Below are 20,448 nucleotides of genomic sequence, written 5' to 3' on the forward strand. Positions count from 1 at the left end.
TACCGTCTGAATAAATCCTCGTTTCAGCAGAATACGGAAGTCTCAAACGAGTAACGGTACACCAGGCGGAATGGATTAAAGAATTACCAGACAAATTATGATTTAACTCTGCTCCGGCCAGTTCTCAGCTACAACGAACAGACGCTTAATCTCCCGACAGTCAGTCTCGACGACTTTTAAAATACTGATCATCAGCGGTCGGTCCCCTTCCTGAAAATGAACATCCAGAGCTCGTTTTAGCTCAGAGAAAGTCAATAACTTCTCAATACATGAATCTCTGACAGCAGGGGACAACCAGTCCGGTTTTTCACGGATCTGATAAACAGTGTCGCTATACTGCGTTTTGAGCCAGTCCAGTTCAGAAAAATATAACCAGACGCCTTTTAGATGTGCAGGTGACATCCGCTCCGGGAGTGGGGTGGATGCTGGCAGATGAGGATTGAAAAAAATGATGCCTTTGACAAACGCCACACGCCGCACGACCTCAGGAAAATGCGTTTCGCTCAAAGGCAGCTGATATTCGAGTAACCGCCTGCACTTCTTTTCAAAGTTGTCTTTGGCGTTAGGGCCGATAAAATGACTGCCGGTCGTATTTTCAGCGGGATAATGCAGATAATATTTCACAGCCGTCTCCCAGTGAGTCAACTCCCCTGTTTCGTCTTCAAACAGGAAATCGATTTCACCGACCGTCTGGTTCTCAACAAACAACTGTTGATTTTGCGCGACAATTTTCAACCTGCGAATCCGTTCCAGCCAGTATAATATCAGGCCTTCAAAGTACTGCCCCACACGGAAGCGGGAATAAGGCACGAGGAAGTCCATCAGTTCCTGTTCGTTAATCAGCGACAGGTCCGGGGGCTCCCACCTGCCGGGATCTTGGCTCGAGTCCGAAATCAGAGAGGCGCTGGTTATGGCCCAATGCAGGTCACGCAGTGACTGTGATTTATCGAGATCATGCTGGATTGAGTCGTACTTTTTTTGATTCATTATTCCCAGTTTAAACAGTTTCGCATAAAATAACCAATCACAGTAAACGGAATATTGATCACGACAGACATGTTAAAACCGATGTGTTCAATGATCGTGAACTACTACTGCAGTGAAATGACAGAGTCGAAATCATGCATCAGCGAATTCTGGAATTCTTTCGTCGAACTCTTATCTGGTTGAAAGGTCGAGAACCGCTGCTGCTGCTGGTCTGTCTGGGGTTTGCTGTTTCCACCTGGGCCTTTATCGAAATTGCCGATGAAGTACTTGAACAGGAAACGCAGGCGTTTGACAAGTGGGTCATTCGATCATTACGCAAAGCGGATGATCCGGCGACTCCGATCGGGCCGGTCTGGGTACAGGAAATGGGCCGCGACCTGACCGCGTTTGGCGGGGTGGCTGCCCTGGTGTTGTTTACGGTGATCGTGGCGGGCTATTTGTGGATCGAAAAAAAGCCGCGCGTGATTGCACTGCTGCTGGCAGCCGCCCTGGGAGGGTTGCTGCTCAGTTCCCTGCTCAAGCATTTTATCAGCCGACCGCGGCCCGATGTGGTGCCGCATCTCTCACACGTCTACACCAGCAGCTTCCCCAGCGGCCACTCCATGCTGTCGGCAGTAATTTATCTCACTCTCGGTGCACTGCTGGCATCAGTCATCCCGCGGACCATTTTGAAAGTTTATGTGATCAGCGTCGCAATCCTGCTGACGATTCTTGTGGGTTTGAGTCGAATTTATCTGGGAGTACATTACCCGACCGACGTTATCGCTGGCTGGATCGCGGGCCTCAGTTGGGCCCTGTTCTGCTGGAGCATCGCCCGCTGGCTGCAAAGCCGGAATCAGATTGAAGACGATGAGGAAGAACCTGAAACTAATTCGAAGTGACTTCAGATCTGCAAACCCTGCAAATGTCGTTCTAAAAATAATCACAAGTGAGTGAGACAACTGTTATGGTTTTCTGGAACTGGTTCAAACGCAAACCGCTGGACTTTGAAGAGGTCTTTGGTCCGCTCAGCAGCAATGCAGCTCAGCAGTTTTACGCAATACATTTTCCGGACAAAAACTCTTATAACAGCTTCGGCATCAAACTTCCCGAACCGCTGCTACTGGATCTAGAGCCTTTATTTGATCCCGTCGAATCGTTTCAGTTCTTTGGCCGCCCCTTCAAAGTCGGCAAACGCTGGATACTGGCGTATCATATGGAATACGATACGCCCACGATTATCGTGAATCAGGACTTCCAGATCCTACTGGAAGGGTTGGGATTGGATGATTCGACAGAGGAATATTTCGTGGCGGATCACTTTCTATCATTTCTCGATCTGCTGACCATCGAAGCAGACGCCGAAGAAGTTTGAGCGTGTCCAGACCTATTCATTCTGTGAATTCAATCGCATAGAGTTTCGTATTCCGCATCCGAAACTGCAGACGGATCGACTTGCCAGCCAGTTCTTTCAATTCATGACCACCGTTCCATTTCACGGGAAAGTCAACAGAATCTGCGTGAATCGCTTCACAGTCAGCTGCAGCAAAGCCGGGAATCGGGTTGCCTGCGTCATCCAGAATTGCAACTGTTGCAATTCCGGTCCCAGAGACGTCGATATTTAATTTCAATTGACAGCCTGTTATCTTCAGCGGATTCGTGGTGAGTGTACCCGGTAGATTGCCTGCATCCATGGAGGCAAAACCATCCAGACGCGATGTGGCGCAGTAGATGCCACCCCGATCGCGTTTCAGCCATTCCTTACGATTTATCAGATCACGATTCCAGACGACCGGACGACCATGCGTATGCGGCCAGCCAACAAACTACTGATGCAGCTCGCGACCTCGGCGGATCATCCCCGTGCCCATACTGACCAACTGCAGTTGAACGCCGTCTAAATAATCTGGTTGAATCCAGGCCTGCCGCTGTCTGTCCCAATGAATGCCATCGTGACTGACCGCCAGTTGCACGTCAAACGTCCCATCGTTGCCATTCAAAGCACGGTCTTTTAATTGAGCACCCCGATACAGAAAATAAGCCGCCGGGAAAGCTAAATACGCGTTCTCTGCCCACGGGTAACGGAACACATTACTGGTATAAAGTTGCACATTCTCGGGGTCACTGTCATCGGGCCGCATCACAATTGGCAGTTCACGGCTGATGGTTGCCACTTTTTTCTTGCCCCAGACATGTAGAGGAGAAACACTTTCATCATAAGGCCAGGGTACTTCGATGTCTTTGACAGCCACACGACCAATCGAACGTTTGGGATCCCAGGCCCGCAGATAGACCGCGTATTCCTGTGTTTTCGGATCCCAGCAGGCGGAAGGCTGACTGTCAGGAACGCGAGGCAGCAGACGTATGTCCGACAGTTGCCAGTGTATTCCATCGGCAGAGGAGGACAGATAGACGCCGGCCCGCGCGGGATCAGGCCAGTGCCGATTGTGCAACAGACGAAACCGCTTTTCCGCAGGCGCGTGTGAATCAAGAAACACACCGGCTTCGACCGCTTCAAACGGGAAAATGTTATTGAGATTCGATCCCTGATAGTCGCTCAACTTTAATTCAGGTCGTTTCCAGGTTAGTCCATCCTTACTGGTTGCCAGACAGAAGTGCTTCTGCTTTTCACCATCATAAGCGCGGTAATACAGCATCGCCGTCCCGTCATGGTCAACCACGCTGCAGTAAAAAATGAACCCCAACGCTTCCCACGACTTTTCGGGCCTGAGCACACGGCGCAGCGCGTGAGGCGGATTAAACTGTCGTTTCACGTGCTCAGTCATTTCAGAATCGATCAGTTGGTCGTCCAGAAATAAATGGCGCCCTGAACTCATCTGAATGACGTCTGCACACTCTCCAACTGCTTTGCAGTCAGACACATATTTCAAAATTAAGAGGACCACAAACGCTAAACAGAAGCAGGAAAGACGAGGCTGTTTCAGGTCATAATTCATGGCGAAGTTGTATCCGCGGGGATCAAGGTGCATTGGTCTGGAATTATTATTTGTAATGATCTGGAGTGAATCTGCTTTTTCTAATTCACCAGCGACAGTTTATCCATTAGTATAGTAGACTGAAAAGTCACCTGCTATTCTCTGGTCGGATTTCAAATCAGTAAAGGAGCGGTTGCATGCTGCTTAACAATACGCGGATCAATCAATATTCCTGTACATTACAGTTTACAATCCTGCTGCTGGCCAGCCTGTTCCTGAATAACCCAAAAATCAGTGCACAAGAACAGCCCGATCAATCAGTGGAACTGCAGCAATTAGTTTCCAAGGTAAAACAGAACGAAGCCTTGTATCAGAATCTGCAGTTCAAACTGAATGCCACTGAAATCGATCAGGCTGAGTTAATTGAATACGAGGGTTCCCAACCAATCAAACGCCAGTCTACCATTTCTTTCATCAGACAGGGGAAGAAGTTCCGACAGCAGATCCACACGAAAGGCCGGTTTGTTTTAAACTTCACTCTCGGCTTGTACTGGCTGCAGGATGGCTATCGTGCGTCAGATCCCGCGGAGATTCACACAAATGAAACATGGATTCGAGTCGAATCAGGAACCAGAGAAAACCTGTCTCTGTTTGATGGAACAACTTTTCGCAGTTTCTGGAAAGAAAGTATGTCTGATGAAGAAAACGAGGAACCGCCGCGTAACCAGAAACGTGGTCTGATTTCAGATTCACCATCCGGAACTCGGAACCAGACCAGTCCCCATCGTTTTCTGTTTGATTCCGGACAGCTACCTGTTTCGCTCTCCAGCTTTCTGACTGGAAAAGAAGCCGAACAGGCGATTACCGGAAAGTCCGCTTTGACAGCACGGGTTACGAAACTGGGCACAGAAACGTTTCAGGGCCTGGTTTGCACCACACTCCAGCTGGAGACCTTCGACTCGACTGGTAAACCCCGGTCTCGAACGGACCTCTGGCTGTCTCAAGATCGAAACCTGATTCCCGTGCGCAGAGAGGACTTCAATTACCACGTTTCAAAGGAACTCCCGATTTCAGCGTCCCTTGTTGAAGCCTGGCAGGAAGTCAGTCCCGGCGTCTGGTTCCCCAGCCAGGCTCACACGAACTACTACCGAGCCAGAGAGGGAAAACGAAACTCAGAACAAAAACCTTCAAGGCGGAAAGAGTATACTCTCGAAAGCATTGAACTGAACCCGCAACTGCCGACCGATATCTTCACAAAACTGGACTTCGAAGCAGGTACACCGGTATCAGTTGTTACGGATGGAATCAGGGTAAAACACTTCAGACAGGGCACAGAAAAATAAACAGGGAGATTTACTCTTCTTCTTTCAGCATGGGTGGCACAACTCCATCCACTGCCGGTGAGGCATCTTCCTCGAGCATGGGTGGCACATATTGTTCATCTGTGATTGTAACCCGGCCGTAATCATATGTCGGGATCACGCCGCCGCCCCCCAGTGCCTGGTAGGTATTCACGATGGCAGCCAGTTGCTGCTGCTTGGTTTCAATCAGAACCACTTTCGCATCCTGCAGGTCACGCTGTGCCAGCAGTACATCGACATATTCGGCGCGGGCGTTCTGGAACAGTTTTGTGGCAACATCGACCGATTCTTCAAGTGCTCTCAACTGCTGCTTTTTGATCTCGACGCTCTTGCCGTAATTCTCTACTTTGTTGATACGGTTAACCACTTCAGTGAACGCATTCAAAACAGTACGCTGATATTTATAAACGGCCTGCATCTGTCGGGCATTTGCATTGAGATAATCCGCCTTGATGGCGCGTCTGTTGATCACGGGAGCTACAAGTTCACCGACGGCATTATAAACCAGCGATTCCGGCGTAATAAAAAGATAGCGGGGATTAAAGGCCGAATACCCCACGCCGGCGTTCAATACCAGAGAGGGATAGAAGCGGGCCCGGGCAACCTGGATTTCAAGACCCGCTGCCTGCAATTCTCGTTCTGCCTGGCGAATATCGGCACGGTTATTCAGCATTTGAGATGGCACACCAATGTTAATCGTGTGCATATTGAGCTCGAAGAAATCCACCTGTTTGCGCTCGACAGACTGTGGATAACGACCGGCGAGGAAGTTGATTCGGTTTTCTGTTTCAATCAGCCTCTGCTGGATAATCAGCTTTTCACTCTGATTCTTGCGAACTTCTGCCTGGAACCTCTGAACGGCCAATTCTGTTCCGCGCGCTGCTTCCTTGTTTGCCTTGGCAACTTCAAGACTTCGTTCCTGGAGTCCGATGGTGATGTCCAACGTCTCTAACCGTTTGTCGAGAGCCAGCAACTCATAATAATTTTCTGCAATCTCTGCGATCAGACGCGTCGTGATATAGTTTCGCCCCTCCTCGGTAGCCAGATAGCGCAAGGAAGCTGCATCCCGGGAGTTTCGCAGCTTTCTCCAGATATCGATTTCCCACGAGATATCGGCTGCGAGCAGGAAGTTGGGGAGTGGTTCAGGAAACCCCTTACCGGGAGCGATCTGCAGTTGATCTTCCACAGCACCGGAACGGGTATAGCGCCCGGGTTTATCGATCCCTGCTCCAGCCCGCAAATTGAGGAAAGGCAGATAGGACCCTGTCCAGGCATAAGCCTCGTTGTTGGCGATATCAATGTCCTGAGCCAGGATTTTCAACTCCTGGTTATCGACCATTGCCTGGTCAATCAACCCCGACAGCATGGGGTCGTCAAAAAGTACCGCAAAATCAAGTTCTGCCGAATTGGTTTCGTCGTAACTTCCGTTGAAGGTGTCCGGCATCCCCGGTCCCTCATCCGCATCTTGAAGGCAGGGAATTTTACACGACGTGAGTAAAAACATCAGAGACGAAATAACCGTCGGCCAGAAAGCGAGTCTCTTTATCTTCGAGGTAGAATATCGAAATGATAAAATCATCTGCCTAATCCTTGACAACTTGGCCAGAGCTTTAAGCTGCTGGTTTACAACCACTTCCGTGTGGATTTATTGTGTGGATTGTCAGCTCATGTCCTTGTTTGGCGGCAGATTCAGATACATGTCAAAACAATCACAGTCAGTTCTTTCTTCGACTTGTGTTCTATCTCAACTTAATTTGATTTCATGGCAAGCCAGAATTATACACGAAATAGAGAAACCGAGGGGAATGGACTACCGAACAACACTGAGACACTGAGGGAAGAGAGGGGGATATCCATGCATTTCAAGCAGTTTTTGCTTCACATACGAAGTGGTTCACAACGCCTGAAACGACTCAAATCAACTCAGGCGCCATGATCAACTTCTGCTAAAGAGTCGCGCTCAAATAATTCACTGAGCGGTTCATCGTGTTCGTCCCGGATCATTTTCTTCCCGTCAGCCATCTTGCCAAACAGGTAATAAAGACCGGGAATCACCAGGACTCCAATTAATGTCCCCATGAGCATTCCGCCAACTGCCGTAGATCCAATTGTGCGGTTACCAATCGCTCCCGGACCGGTAGCCCGGACCAGGGGAACCAGGCCGGCGATAAAGGCAAAAGAGGTCATTACAATCGGCCTGAATCGCAAATTACCGCCTTCGATGGCCGCGTCTTTAATGCTCAAGCCTTCCTGTCTACGCTGAACAGCGAATTCAATGATCAAAATCGCATTCTTACCCAGCAGACCGACCAGCATGACGAGACCAATCTGGCAGTAGACATCATTGGCTAATCCCATTGCCTTCAGGAACAGGAAGGATCCAAACAGACCAACAGGTAACGAGGCGATCACCGCGAGTGGCAGGAGGAAACTCTCGTATTGCCCTACCAGAACCAGATACACAAAGATCACGACGATCGCAAAGATGTAAATCGCCGTGTTCCCTTTGTTTGCCTCGTCATAGGCAAGCCCCTGCCAGCCAATGCCATAACCATGCGGCAGAGTCTGTTCGGCAACCTCCTTGATCGCATCAATGGCCTGACCACTACTGAACCCTGTCGCCGGCGCTCCTTGAATAATCGCGGTGGTATACAGGTTGTAGCGGTTGATCTCGTTCATCCCCTGGGTCTTCTTGATCTTCATAAATGAAGAGTAAGGCACCATTTCCCCATCATCGTTTTTGACGAACATATTTTCCAGGTCTTCCGGATACCGGCGGAACTCGGGAGCCGACTGCACATAAACCTTGTAGAACTGGCCAAAGCGTATGAAGCCCTGTTCCCAGGTGCTGCCCACCACGATGGAGAGGTTATCCATCGCATCGGCGATCGACACCCCTTTCTGCATGGCCACGTCATTGTCGATTATAATCTCATACTGCGGGTAATTATTGGCAAAAAACGTGAACAGGCCTTTCATTTCCTTGCGTTTTCCCAACGCGGTCATGAAGTTTTCGGTCACTTTTCCGAATTCCTCGTAGTTGCCGCTGTTTGTCTTATCGAGCAGACAAAGCGAAAATCCCCCGGCTGCACCAAACCCGGGAACGGCAGGCGGTTCAAAGAATTCAAGTTTCACATTGGAAATCTCACGACCTTTTTCTTCAAGTTTCGCAATGATCTCTTTGGAAGTCAGTTCACGTTCGGCCCAGGGCTTTAAGTTAATCAGGCAGGTACCAGCATTGGAACCTCGACCTTCGGTCAGAATTTCATAACCAGCCAGCGAGGTCACAGAGGTTACTTCCTCAAATTCCTGGCAGATCTTCTGCAGTTCATGTGATTTTGAGTTAGTATATTCGAGTGTTGAACCGGGAGGTGTCTGGATAATCCCGTAGATCACGCCCTGATCTTCAAGTGGAATAAAACCCGAAGGAAGTACTTCATTCACCAGCAGTATTCCATAACCGAAGCCACCAATCACAAGCATGGTCAGCAGCCGTCTTGATACGATCCGACTTACGATGGCAACAAAACCGCCCGTAACCTTTTCAACGCCCCGGTCGAACAGATGCAAAAAGATACCGAGTGGTCCGCGTTTCTTCTTTTCACCCGGTTCACTTCCCGAAAACATGGACCGGAATGTGAATATGAATAACACGGCCATCACACCACTGATGACAAGTGTTCTCGTTTCAGTAAGGTGAAATTGTTCGGAGACCAGTTCATGGACAAACTCGATATGCAGCAATTCATAGATCCCGTACCCTGCCCCCAGGCCGAGCGCGAGAGACAGCAAACCACGCAAGACATTGGCGTAACGGCCTGTGCTCTTTCTGATGACTCGGTTCACAAAACCGATCAGACCGCGTTGCTGTTCGTGATTTGAATGAGGTTTCAAAATCATCGCGCAGAGCACCGGAGTGAGTGTCAAAGCCACTACACCGGAGAGCACAATGGACATCGCCATGGTGAGAGCGAACTGGCGGTAGAATACACCCACCGCCCCGGGCATGAATGTCACTGGAATGAATACCGAAGTCATCACCAGGGTAATGGCGATAATTGCACCACTGATCTCGTGCACAACTTCCCTGGTCGCAGCGTAAGGCGAGAGATGTTTCTCGTGCATTTTGGCATGTACTGCCTCAACCACCACAATCGCATCGTCCACCACAACTCCGATCGCCAGTACCAGAGCAAACAGCGTGATCAGATTGATCGACATCCCGAACATACTCATGAAAAAGAAGGTACCAATCAGAGATACCGGGACCGCCAGGGTTGGAATAAGTGTACTGCGAAAGTCTCCCAGGAACAGGTAGACCACCAGCGAAACCAGAATGAACGCTTCAAACAGGGTATGCAGCACCTTCTCGATCGAGGCATCCAGGAAGCTGGAAACGTCGTAGCTCACTGCATAGTCGATACCTGGAGGAAACGATTCCCCCTTGACTTCCTCAAGCTTCTTCTTCACTTCCTCAATGACTTCTGCGGCATTGGAACCAGGGGTTTGCTTGAGCACAATGGAAGCCGAAGGCAAACCGTCTATGTCAGAATACAGGTCATAAAATGAAGAACCCAGTGAGACTTTGGCGACGTCACTGAGCCTCAGTATCTCGCCATTGGGGTTAGACCTCAATATGATCTGTTCGTATTGCTCAGGCTTATTGTAGCGTCCCACCCAGGTCAAAACATACTCAATCGTTTGCGACGTCGTTCCCGTCGCCTGACCCAGCCGTCCGGGCGAACCTATGATGCTCTGTTCTTTGATCGCCTCCATTATATCGGCTGAGGAGATATTATAGGCGCGCATGCGTTCGAGATTCAGTTCGACTCGCATTGCATAAGCCCGGTTGCCAAGGATCGTGGCCCGACCGACGCCCCGGATCCGCTGGATTTCTGGCAGGAGGTTGACGCTGACGTAGTTATAAAGAAAGTTCTGATCGTGGTTGGGGTCTTTACTGTAAACGTTCACATACATGAGCATACTCGTCATGTTCTGCATGACGATAATCCCCTCGCGTTCTACGATGGGAGGGAGCCGGTTTTTCACCATTTGAATTCGGTTATTCACGTTTAAAACCGCCACATTCGGATCGGTACCCGGCTCGAAAACGATCATGATCGATGCCTCACCGGCACTGGTGGCCGCGGAACTCATGTAGCGCATATTCGGCACACCGTTAATGGCTCGTTCCAGAATCACCAGAGTCGAATCGACCAGAATTTTGGCGCTCGAGCCGGGAAATGAAACCGCGACCACGACACTCGGTGGTGCCACAGAAGGAAACTGCGAAATGGGCAGACCAAAGATCGCCAGCCCTCCCATGAACAGGATGAGCAGAGAGATCACGATGGCCAATGCGGGGCGGTGAAGAAATTTAGCAAACATGGCGGTTCCTATTCTGCATGATACTTCAGATTCTCCAGCGCATCTTCAGGAGCCAGGTACTCGTATTCCACCGGTTCTCCGTCGCGAACCTGACGGACCCCCTCTAAAATGATCTTGTCGTTCACATCGAGCCCCTTTTTGATCAGAAAGATATCATCTAATTCTTTTAAGATTACAATTTCGCGCTGATGCACGATGCCATGATCTGCAGCATGTTCGCTTTCATGATTCCCGATATGTTCCTCTGCATGCTTTCCGTTATGATGATCTCTGTGTTTTTCGCCATGCTTTTCATGTCCCTGTGCATCATGTCCTGCTGCCTGCTCCATGTGATCCTTCAGATTTTCCTTATCAACAACATAGGCATACTTCTTGGCAAGGATTTCGTACGTTGCCCGTTGAGGGATAACAATTGCATCCTTGATAACACGGCTGAGTAAAATCGTTCCGGTCTGCCCATGTCGCAACAGACCATTCGGGTTGGGAAAATCTGCACGGAAGGAAATGTTTCCGGTATGGTTATTAAAATCTGCCTCAATCGCACCAATCTTGCCGATATACGGAAACTTTGAACCATCCGCCAGCTGGAGTTCTACTTTAATATTATCCCTGTCTGGGTCTGCTTTATATTCGAGATAACGTGCCTCAGGGACATTGAAGTAAACCCACATGACACTGTTGTCTGACAAAGTCGTGAGAATGTCTCCCTCAGAAATCAGGCTCCCCTGCTGATGCAGTTGCTTGTCGATGATGCCTTCAAAGGGTGCCTTGATCGTCGCGAAGTCCAGTTCAGCCTGCGTCAGTTGCATCCTGGCTTTCACCTTTGCCAGCTTCGCTTCAGCAAGTGCGACTTCCGGTTGGGCTACCACTTTCTGGTTGTATAATCGCTCTGTATTGTTGTATTCAATTTGAGCGAGCTGGACTTCAGCCTTCTCGGCGTTCAACTTTGCCTCGTAAAGTGTGGGTAAAATCCTGAACATCGTCGAGCCGGCCTTCACCGACTGCCCTTCTCTGACCGGGATTTCTTCGAGGTACCCGCTCTCCAGAGCCCGGACCTCAATGTGTCGATATGAGTGGATCTGGCAAACATACTGCTGTGTGCTGACCACATCCTTCTTCATCGGACTGGTGACAACAATTTTGTGTTGCGGATGCTCTTCATGGTGCTCAACGTCACTATGCCCCTCGAGTTTGGAGCAGGCATGCATAGAAAGAGTAATGAGCATCAAACTGAGGATTGAGAGCGGTGAGAGTTTCATTATGTTTTTCTCGCAGTTGTTTCTCATGTCCTGTACGGGAGCATAAATCGGGGACAGTAAAAAAATGTACGAGAAGCTCTTATGCAATCGACATACCGTCGAATTGAAATTTCCAGTAAATGCTAAGCCCGAAGCTTTTTATGCCTGATTTACAGTGAGAATGTGGCACCTGTTTTATTGTCACCCCCATTTCTATGAATCATATTCTTAAAGCAATGCGTCCCCACCCCCGACGAAAGTGCAAATTATTGCATGTGAAAACGCAACATTTTGCACCTGGCTACGCAAATAAATGCAGGCTTTGAGCGAAGCCGACAGAGATTATTTTTCAAAAACCGCCTGGACAGGAAATAAAACGGCCCCTGCTTTTCAGCTACAGCCAGAGTGAGAAGATTCAAAACGATGAGTTAAATTTTCAACTGCAGGTTCAGCAGAGTTCTGTGTTAATATATGAGACCTGGAGTATGAGAAGATCACTCGACAGACCTGAACCTGATTCTGCTTAAATTGCATTCTGCGGTTTGCGCCAGCCCGTTCAGTCTGGATCGTTTTGAATACCCGCTGACAGCTACCTGAAACTTAAGTTTGCTGCACTACTTTAAACAGTTTTATTTAGGGAAAGGTCCAATGAGAATTGAAATCATGTCTGACGCAGGTTTCTTCCAGTTAAGGTAAAAAGAAGGTCGAATGATTTCCAAAACAGGCGTAAACCTGTCGTTCAAGTGTTCGAAACAGGTCCGATAACGGGTGCTCATTCGGAACGTCCGGTTAAAAAGAAAAGCGAAATCACTTACCTGCAAGTAATATTAATAGTGCTGATTTTACTACGAGTGGACTTTGATCAGATTGAAAAAAATAACACAACGCGCGCGACGCATAACTGCGTAGTTTCTTCGACGGCACCTCGGGATCAAGTCGAATCTGTGAGGTGAAAGTCGAGCAGTGGTAAAGAAGTCGAAACACTACTGAAATATAGCTGATGTGTATATCTCCCCTGTTCGAACATAGCGATTCTTCGGGTGGGTATGTTCAGCCATGTCAGTTTGGTATAGAATATCAGATTATGTCTCGCATCCCGTTTCTTTAGTACCGGTGACTGACTGTGTTGTTACGACTGTTCCTCCTGTTTACGATCATTCCTCTCGCCGAGCTGTGGCTGCTGCTCTGGTTCAGTTCTCTGACCAGTCCTGTCGTAACGTTTGGGCTGGTGCTGGTAACAGGGATTCTGGGCGCCTGGCTGGCGCGGAAACAGGGATCACAGGCCTGGCGGAAGATTCAGCAGCACATGGTACAAGGTCAACCTCCCACCGGGGTGCTACTGGACGGACTGATGATTCTGATTGCCGGCGCGTTTCTCATTACTCCAGGCATCATGACCGACATGGTCGGTTTTGCCCTGCTGATTCCCCCCGTTCGAGAACTACTCAAAGACCGGGTCGGGGAATGGCTCAAACAGCGTGCCTTGATGCAGGTACGCTCACAGAACACCTTCTATACCAGTGCCACCCATTTTCAGGATTTTCAGCAATCGGCAGACCCCAGTGATACTCCCCCGGAAGAGGACATCATCGACGTGGAGTTCACTCGTAAAGATTCTTCAGAAACAGAATAAATGGCTTTACAATTGCATCGGGGGTGATGGCTCTTATAATCGAAAACAGGCAAATCATCATGCGTGCGTGTTAACTTCCTTTAATTATTAACCACCGATCAACCCTGCTTTCCTACCCGCTGTTTATCATTCAATTCAGGAATCTGCTATGCCACTGCTCCACTTTCGATGCCTGCTCTCTGCTGTCTCCCTGCTGGCTATGATGATGTCTGCATCACTGGTAACGGCAGAAGAACCCGACTGGAACCAGTTCCGAGGTCCACACGCGGATGGCACATCGCAGGCAACCGGATTGCCAACCACCTGGAGTGAGAAAGAAAACATCGTCTGGAAAACCCCGGTGCACGGGCGAGCCTGGTCCTCTCCTGTGGTCTGGAAAGATCAGGTGTGGGTGACGACTTCAACCAAAGATGGTAAAGAGCTGGGTGTCGTCTGCGTCGATTTCAATACAGGAAAAATCCTGCACGATAAAAAGATTTTTGATGTCGAAAAGCCCCAGTATATTGACCCCAGTAATTCTCACGCCTCCAGCACCCCCATTATTGAAGAGGGTCGGATCTATGTGCATTATGGCGCGTATGGTACCGCCTGTCTGGATACAAAGACTGCGAAAGTATTATGGGAGCGACGCGACTATCCCTGTAACCACTGGCGCGGCGCCGGATCGTCACCCATCATTTATCAGAACCTGCTGATCCTGCAATACGATGGTTACGATTACCAATACATCGTCGCGCTGGATAAAGAGACCGGGAAAGAAGTCTGGAAGAAAGATCGGGACATCGATTATGGCACAAAGAACGGCGACTTCAAAAAAGCGTTTGCTACGCCTCGCGTGATCGAATACGAGGGCCGCGTGCAACTGATCAGTCCCGCTGCGAAAGCGACCATCTCGTACAACCCGCTGACAGGAGATGAATACTGGAAGTTCTATTATCCACAGCACTCTGCCGCCAATCGTCCGTTGTTTGACGGCGAAAAGATTTACGTCGGCACCGGATTTGGAAAAGCCCATCTGTACGCAGTCAACCCGGGTGGTAATGGGAATGTCACGGACACGCATGTCAAATGGATCGAACAGAAAGGGATCCCTTCCAAGCCGTCCCAGTTACTGATTGACGGTCTCTTGTATATGATCGATGACAAGGGAATCGCGACCTGCCTGGATGCAGAGACGGGAGATGAGGCCTGGAAAGAACGCATGGACCGCAGTTCGTTTTCCGCGTCTCCCATTTATGCAGACGGTAAGATCTACGCACCGGATCGCGAAGGCGTGACGCGGGTATTTCTACCCGGCAAGAAATACAAGGAACTGGCCTCGAACAAGCTGGACGAAGGCTGTGTCGCTTCACTGGCGGTCGCAGGCAAGTCACTGATTCTGCGGACCGAGCATTTTCTGTATCGGATTGAAGATCAGTCGACTGGGAAATAAGCCATGCGTTGAATTACGCGTCGGCAGCGGTTACTGCAAATTCGAGACGGACCGCAGTCTCTTTTCCGACCGATATTTTTCCGCTGAAGAAATAAGCACCGCCCAGCTTTTCAGTCAGCGTCACCTGAATGTCGATCGTTTCTCCCGGCTTGACCATGCGGCGGAACTTGGTGTTATTCAAGCGGGTGGCGACAGGAACTTTGCCTGCATCAGGAGCATCCGTTTTCGCAATGAAGACGGCAGCGGCCTGCATCGCGGCTTCACATAGAATCACACCGGGCAGGACTGGATGATCTGGATAATGCCCCTGAAAGATGTCGATTTCAGGCGAAACGAACTTGCGGGCATGGATGCTGTTTTCTTCGAGCGTAACAACTTCATCGAGCCACAAAAAAGGCGCGCGATGAGGAATACAGGCTTTGATATCATCCAGATTCACGAGAACATTCCGTTTCGTATTTGTTTAAAGTCAGATTCGGCAAGAACTAAATGCGGGCGGCAGCGGGGGTCAGATATTTATCCACATCATTGCTGACAATCACCCCGTAATTCACGGCTCCCAGCCAGCCCGACATGATGATGCCCACCGAACCGGCATGATACAGACCTTCAATCTGTTCGGGCAGTTCCTTACTGACTTTGAGACCTTCGAACTTGGTGCCGAATGATGCGCCCTGCAGATGCTGCGTATATCTTTGGAACGTGCGCGGCGTCGAAGCTTCGAGGTGATCCACACGTTCGCGAATGTTGGGAACATACTGCTCAAGGCAATCGAGAGTGGTTTCGATCAGATGATTTTTGTCGGCTTCATACTGTTCTTCGGGGAGGTCGGCCCAGTCACTGAAGTTCGCATTCGTGGATGAGACGATCAGTGAACGATCACTGCCGGGACGCGTTTCCGGATAATAGAACGAGAAGGTACGACTGCTGACTTCTTTACTGAGCATGGCTTTGATGTCGAACCCGTTATGCTCGGAATGGAACAGCAGATCGCCGCAGAAGTTGAGTTCATCACCGGGTTTGAGAGCGATATAAACCTGCGTACTGCTGTTATTCAGCCGCACTGCTTTGGTTTCTTCGATGAATTCCGGATCGAAGTGCTCTTCACCGACGAGATTGAGAATCGTGCCTTTGATGTTCGAATTCGACATGATGGCTTTGCAGCCAATGCGTTTTCCGTTGACCACAACACCAGTCACACGACGATCAGAACTGACTTCGACTTTCTCGACCTGTGTGCGAATACGCACATCGACGCCGTTCTTTTCCATTTCGGCTTTAATGAGCTTCACCAGGCGGTCTGTGCCACCACGGAAGGTGTAGACGCCTTTCTGCATGAAGTTGGAGAAGACAATTCCATAAGTGATCGCGGGATCTTCCAACGTAGATCCGTTGGCATAGGAGATCGGCTCCATCAGCAGGCGGACGACATCATCGCGACCGGGGAAGAATTCTTCAAAGAGTTCACGGGTCGTTTTCCCCTGATCGTCGAAGAAGTTCATTTTGCGGGCGGTATCGAAAAAGTTTTTGACAGTCTCGGGTGCAATGCGGAATTTCTCAATCAGCAGCCGTGTGAAATCTTCACGCGTGAATGTTGTTTCCAGAGAGAACTGTGGATTTTCGAAGCGAACGCCGCGCAGAGGCACGATGGAATCGGCGATTTCCTGGGTCCAGTATTTACGACAGCTCTTGAGCATTCCGTAAGGGAAGCCGTGCAGGGAAATATCGAAGATATGACCATTCTGGCGTTTGAACCAGGTGGCCATTCCGCCCAACTGGTAATGATGTTCGAGGAGCAGTACCGAATATCCCTGGCGGGCGAGGATGTTGGCAGAGGTCATGCCTGCCAGACCACTGCCGATCACAATGACATCATATTCGTCTTGAGTGTCTTTCAGAAAATCTTTGGCCATAATAATTCAGCGTCGTATTGAGTGTAGCAGATGAAACAGAAAGGACAGCGACAGTTCACTGGTCCAGCATGAATGGCAAGTTTTTGCATCTCCTGTTTATCGAAAAACAGGGACTTTGTCTACTAAACCGCAATAAATCAGGATGCTGTGACAAAAGTGTGACAATTCCCCTCAGAGGAATAGAAAAAATCATGTCTTTTTGCCAGACATAGAAGCAGGAGTACAGCATCTTTGCAGTCTGTTTTGTTTACTTCGCGTTCAGTAAATGCAGATTGGCTATGCTGATGCCGGAGAGCATTGAACCAATAATCCCCAGAAACCCCTGATCCGTACCGCAGAGGAAAAGATTATCGAAGGGAGTCGTACCATCCAGGATTTTCTGCGGGGCACCGTAAACACACCCATTGATATGACCCGTGAATTTTTTGATGGTGCGCGGCGTAAAGGTATCGACGTCGATCACATGCGAACGGAAGTCTGGTATAAATCGCATTGAGGATTCGAGGATCTGATCGTACCAGTACTTCTTGGCTTCCAGATATTTTTCTTCCGGAAGATTCATCCAGTACCCCGGATTCGCCAGGGCAGTGATCCGGATCGAACCTTCTTCCAGCGGTTGATCGTACTCAAAATTATTGGGTGAGCAGATAATCCCACTGCGAACATCGACCGGGTTTTTCGACTGTTCGTAGTAAAAGTCTTCGGAATCGTTATAGAACACAATGGTTTCGTTGTGATCAAATTCAGCAGGTTGCTGATCAAGTACGGAAATGGTTTCGACAAAAGATATTTCCCCGGGAGTAAAACGATCATCCTCGGTAACATTCTCGCCACACAACTGCAGTGTCTCTGCCGACCCTGCTGATGACAGCACATTTTTCGCTTCGAGTATCTGGCCATCATCGAGAACCACGCCTGAAACGTGTTTGCCATCTGTAACCAGCTGCTGTACTCCCGCCCGTAATTTAAGTTCGCCTCCCAGCGATTTGAATTTTTTCACCAGGTTCTTCAGAATCAACCGCACACCTTTGTAGGGACGGGCAAATCCTTCCTGATAGATGCTGCGGAACATGATCACGAACTGATTGAAATCCATGTCATGCTCTGACGGGCTGCCATAAAACATCAGCGGGCAGAGCAGCATGTTGATTAACAGGGGATCGGAAATATGCTCGGCCATGCGAGCGCGGGCGGAAATCCAGGTCTGTCCCAGGTCGCCGATATTATGAGTGTCTATTTCCGCGACCAGACGGCGAAAGCCATCAATCTGGCTGGGAAACTGCGTTGCAATCTCAGCTTCGAAGTATGAGAATTCGTTATTGAACCGCAGTGTGTGCCCCGGAAAGACGACAGAAGAACCGAACTGCGGACTGAGATCAAAGTCTTCCCAGCTGAAGCGGAGCTGTCTGAGAATTTTATTCAGTGGCCCCCGTTTTCCGCCGGGAGGTGAATAATTGGTAATTGCGTGCAGGCCCACATCATGATTTCGCCCGCGCAGGCGATAAAAGGAATTCAGGCCACCAATCGTGGTGTGCCTCTCCAGAATGCAAACCTGTTTCCCATAATAAGCCAGCCGGATTCCAGCGGCCAGCCCAGACAGGCCGGCACCGATAATGATTGAATCGTAGGTCATGGCGGAGGGATATTACGGGATTCAGACGGTGCTTTCCGCATCCTTCAGGAGTGGTGTCAGGTAGGTTACAGTGCTGTCCATAGTTACCAGTTCACCGTAGTCTTCTTCGGGAATCTGTACACGATAGAGTTTGCGTAACTCCATGACAATATCCAGAAAATCCATGCTGTCCAGTTCCATCTGCTCCCGGAAAGGAACACTGTCGTCCAGATCCGAAAGATCTTCATCGGGAGCAATACGAGACAAGATATCCAAGATTACCGATCTGATTTGTTCCGGCGCCATGCAGAAACTCCAAACTTTCTAAAAATCCAATAACGTCGATTTCGTGCAGCGAAGCTCACAAATATCACGGGAAAACCCGGTCAGGGGAAGACCCTTATAACAAACGAAGAATCTCCCCGCTAGAAGCCGGGTCCGAAAAACCCGCCCCTCATGAGGAATACTATAACCCGATCTAATAATGGATTTAAACCGACTCAGGCCCGGATAAAGCAGAGTTTTTCAGAAAATCCATATGGAATCGGCATTTACGATGGGTGAACACTGTTTCTTAAACGAAAGATCCAACGCTCGTTTATAGAAGGACTGATGGCCGTTGAACAGTGTCCATCAGGCAGAATATTTTTTGACAATCAGAACGGAATTGATTCCCAGCATTCCAAACGAGTTATTCAGAATACATTCTACTCGTTCCATCTGACGAGGTGTATTCTGAACCAGTTGAGGCAATTTGCATTCTGGATCGAGTTCATCGAGATTCAGTGTGGCGTGAGCGATACCGTCTTCGAATGCGGGCAGATTCCCCAGCATTTCCAGCGCGCCGGCGGCTCCCATCGCATGTCCAATAAAACTCTTGGTATTGTTGATCGCCAGGTTGGGGCAATCGCCAAACACGCTGGCAAGCGCTTTCGCTTCTTCTATATCCCCCTGGTGCGTTGCCGTGGCGTGGCTGCTGACAATATCAATATCTTCAGGCTTTAAACCAGCCCGTTTGAGTGCCAGATGAATGCACTCCGCCTGCCGGGTTGAATTGGGAAGCACGAAATCACTGGCATCGGAATTCATCGCATAACCGATAATTTCACCGTAAATCGTCGCGCCGCGGGCCAATGCATCAGGCAGACGCTCTAAAGTACAGACAGCGCCCCCCTCGGCAACCACGATCCCGTTCCGCTGCACATCGAAGGGTCGACAGGCTTTCGTGGGATCTTCATTCACTGCTAAAGCTCCCTGGCTCTGGAAGCTGGCGAAAATCCCAAACGTGTGAATACTCTCGGAAACGCCACCGCATAAGGCCATATCGACTTCATTCAGCCGCAGCATCTGCACGCCTTGAATGAATCCGGCATTTCCAGCAGCACAGGCAGCCCCCAGCGTCAGATGAGGACCGGTAATCCCCAGATTGAGAGTCACTTCGCCGGCTGGATTATTTGCGACAGTCCGCGGGTTATGATGATGCGACCAGACTTTGGTATCATAATCAAACTGCGAAATCTCGTAGACTTCGTTTTCCGTCTCGACATTCCCATGCTCGGTAATCCCCAGATAAACGCCGACACGATCACGGGCCACGTTTTCCCAGTCCAGACCAGATTGATTGACTGCTTCATTCGCACAGTAGACAGCAATAGAGCCGGCACGTGTTCCGCGACGGACTTCTTTTCGTTTCTGGTAGCGTAATTCGTCAAAATTACAGACGCCGGCAAGGACATCTCCCATATAGCGGATGTTGTAGTCCACAACTCCCGAACGGCCAGCCAGTAGACTTTGCCGAAATTCATCCAGATTGTTGCCATTCGGAGCGGTTAATCCGATCCCTGTAATGACGATTCTGCTTTGATCATCCATTGATGCCTGCATGGATTTATACCACTCTGATCGATTTGATAATACAATGATGGTCCACATGCCACACGACCGCAGTGGTCGGGCAGGGGAAAAGTTA

16 protein-coding genes are annotated in these 20,448 nt (G+C 49.5%); 5 read left to right on the forward strand and 11 right to left on the reverse strand.

The window, feature by feature from the left end; genetic code table 11:
• Positions 1 to 102: 102 nt before the first annotated feature.
• A complete protein-coding gene (locus tag GmarT_RS18550; protein WP_002646348.1) occupies positions 103 to 987 on the reverse strand; it encodes a DUF1853 family protein in 885 nt (294 codons plus the stop codon).
• 134 nt (positions 988 to 1,121) lie between these two features.
• Between GmarT_RS18550 and GmarT_RS18555 the strand changes: the two genes are divergently transcribed.
• Complete coding sequence (locus GmarT_RS18555; RefSeq protein WP_002646347.1) at positions 1,122 to 1,868, forward strand: phosphatase PAP2 family protein; 747 nt, start codon at positions 1,122 to 1,124, stop codon at positions 1,866 to 1,868.
• Positions 1,869 to 1,915: 47 nt separating this feature from the next.
• Positions 1,916 to 2,341 carry a hypothetical protein gene (locus GmarT_RS18560; protein ID WP_149303076.1) on the forward strand — a complete coding sequence of 142 codons (426 nt, stop codon included), beginning with the start codon at positions 1,916 to 1,918 and terminating at the stop codon, positions 2,339 to 2,341.
• Between the two features lie 16 nt (positions 2,342 to 2,357).
• Here the strand turns inward: GmarT_RS18560 and GmarT_RS18565 are convergent, their stop codons facing one another.
• Both GmarT_RS18565 and GmarT_RS18570 read right to left on the reverse strand, forming a co-directional pair.
• The gene (locus GmarT_RS18565; RefSeq protein WP_002646345.1) at positions 2,358 to 2,660 is read right to left on the reverse strand and encodes a hypothetical protein; all 303 of its coding nucleotides are present in this window, start codon (positions 2,658 to 2,660) and stop codon (positions 2,358 to 2,360) included.
• A gap of 132 nt (positions 2,661 to 2,792) precedes the next feature.
• Positions 2,793 to 3,803, reverse strand: a complete 1,011-nt coding sequence (locus GmarT_RS18570) for a glycoside hydrolase family protein (RefSeq protein WP_149303078.1) — start codon at positions 3,801 to 3,803, stop codon at positions 2,793 to 2,795.
• A 296-nt stretch (positions 3,804 to 4,099) separates the two neighbouring features.
• On the opposite strand from GmarT_RS18570, the gene GmarT_RS18575 reads away from it, so the two are divergent.
• Positions 4,100 to 5,245, forward strand: coding sequence for a LolA-like protein (locus GmarT_RS18575; protein ID WP_002646343.1), 1,146 nt, complete (start codon positions 4,100 to 4,102; stop codon positions 5,243 to 5,245).
• Positions 5,246 to 5,255: 10 nt separating this feature from the next.
• On the opposite strand, the gene GmarT_RS18580 is transcribed toward GmarT_RS18575, so the two are convergent.
• From GmarT_RS18580 to GmarT_RS18590, 3 genes are all read right to left on the reverse strand, one after another.
• Positions 5,256 to 6,707 carry a TolC family protein gene (locus tag GmarT_RS18580; protein ID WP_002646342.1) on the reverse strand — a complete coding sequence of 484 codons (1,452 nt, stop codon included), beginning with the start codon at positions 6,705 to 6,707 and terminating at the stop codon, positions 5,256 to 5,258.
• A gap of 479 nt (positions 6,708 to 7,186) precedes the next feature.
• Positions 7,187 to 10,651, reverse strand: a complete 3,465-nt coding sequence (locus GmarT_RS18585; protein ID WP_002646341.1) for an efflux RND transporter permease subunit — start codon at positions 10,649 to 10,651, stop codon at positions 7,187 to 7,189.
• Positions 10,652 to 10,659: 8 nt separating this feature from the next.
• A complete protein-coding gene (locus GmarT_RS18590; RefSeq protein ID WP_002646340.1) occupies positions 10,660 to 11,910 on the reverse strand; it encodes an efflux RND transporter periplasmic adaptor subunit in 1,251 nt (416 codons plus the stop codon).
• A gap of 1,102 nt (positions 11,911 to 13,012) precedes the next feature.
• Here GmarT_RS18590 and GmarT_RS18595 point away from each other — a divergent pair.
• Both GmarT_RS18595 and GmarT_RS18600 read left to right on the forward strand, forming a co-directional pair.
• Positions 13,013 to 13,522 (forward strand): FxsA family protein, encoded by a 510-nt coding sequence (locus tag GmarT_RS18595; protein WP_002646338.1) that lies wholly within the window; start codon positions 13,013 to 13,015, stop codon positions 13,520 to 13,522.
• Between the two features lie 148 nt (positions 13,523 to 13,670).
• Positions 13,671 to 14,954, forward strand: a complete 1,284-nt coding sequence (locus GmarT_RS18600) for an outer membrane protein assembly factor BamB family protein (RefSeq protein ID WP_002646337.1) — start codon at positions 13,671 to 13,673, stop codon at positions 14,952 to 14,954.
• A 13-nt stretch (positions 14,955 to 14,967) separates the two neighbouring features.
• Here GmarT_RS18600 and GmarT_RS18605 read toward each other — a convergent pair whose 3' ends face one another.
• From GmarT_RS18605 to GmarT_RS18625, 5 genes are all read right to left on the reverse strand, one after another.
• Positions 14,968 to 15,393, reverse strand: coding sequence for a 3-hydroxyacyl-ACP dehydratase FabZ family protein (locus tag GmarT_RS18605; protein ID WP_002646336.1), 426 nt, complete (start codon positions 15,391 to 15,393; stop codon positions 14,968 to 14,970).
• 46 nt (positions 15,394 to 15,439) lie between these two features.
• Entirely contained in the window at positions 15,440 to 16,867 is a 1,428-nt protein-coding gene (locus tag GmarT_RS18610) for a phytoene desaturase family protein (RefSeq protein WP_002646335.1), read from the reverse strand.
• Positions 16,868 to 17,114: 247 nt separating this feature from the next.
• Positions 17,115 to 18,500, reverse strand: a complete 1,386-nt coding sequence (locus tag GmarT_RS18615) for a phytoene desaturase family protein (RefSeq protein ID WP_002646334.1) — start codon at positions 18,498 to 18,500, stop codon at positions 17,115 to 17,117.
• 21 nt (positions 18,501 to 18,521) lie between these two features.
• Positions 18,522 to 18,785 (reverse strand): acyl carrier protein, encoded by a 264-nt coding sequence (locus GmarT_RS18620; protein ID WP_002646333.1) that lies wholly within the window; start codon positions 18,783 to 18,785, stop codon positions 18,522 to 18,524.
• 327 nt (positions 18,786 to 19,112) lie between these two features.
• Positions 19,113 to 20,363, reverse strand: a complete 1,251-nt coding sequence (locus tag GmarT_RS18625; protein ID WP_002646332.1) for a beta-ketoacyl-[acyl-carrier-protein] synthase family protein — start codon at positions 20,361 to 20,363, stop codon at positions 19,113 to 19,115.
• Positions 20,364 to 20,448 lie beyond the last annotated feature (85 nt).

The organism is Gimesia maris, from assembly GCF_008298035.1.
Classification (GTDB): domain Bacteria; phylum Planctomycetota; class Planctomycetia; order Planctomycetales; family Planctomycetaceae; genus Gimesia; species Gimesia maris.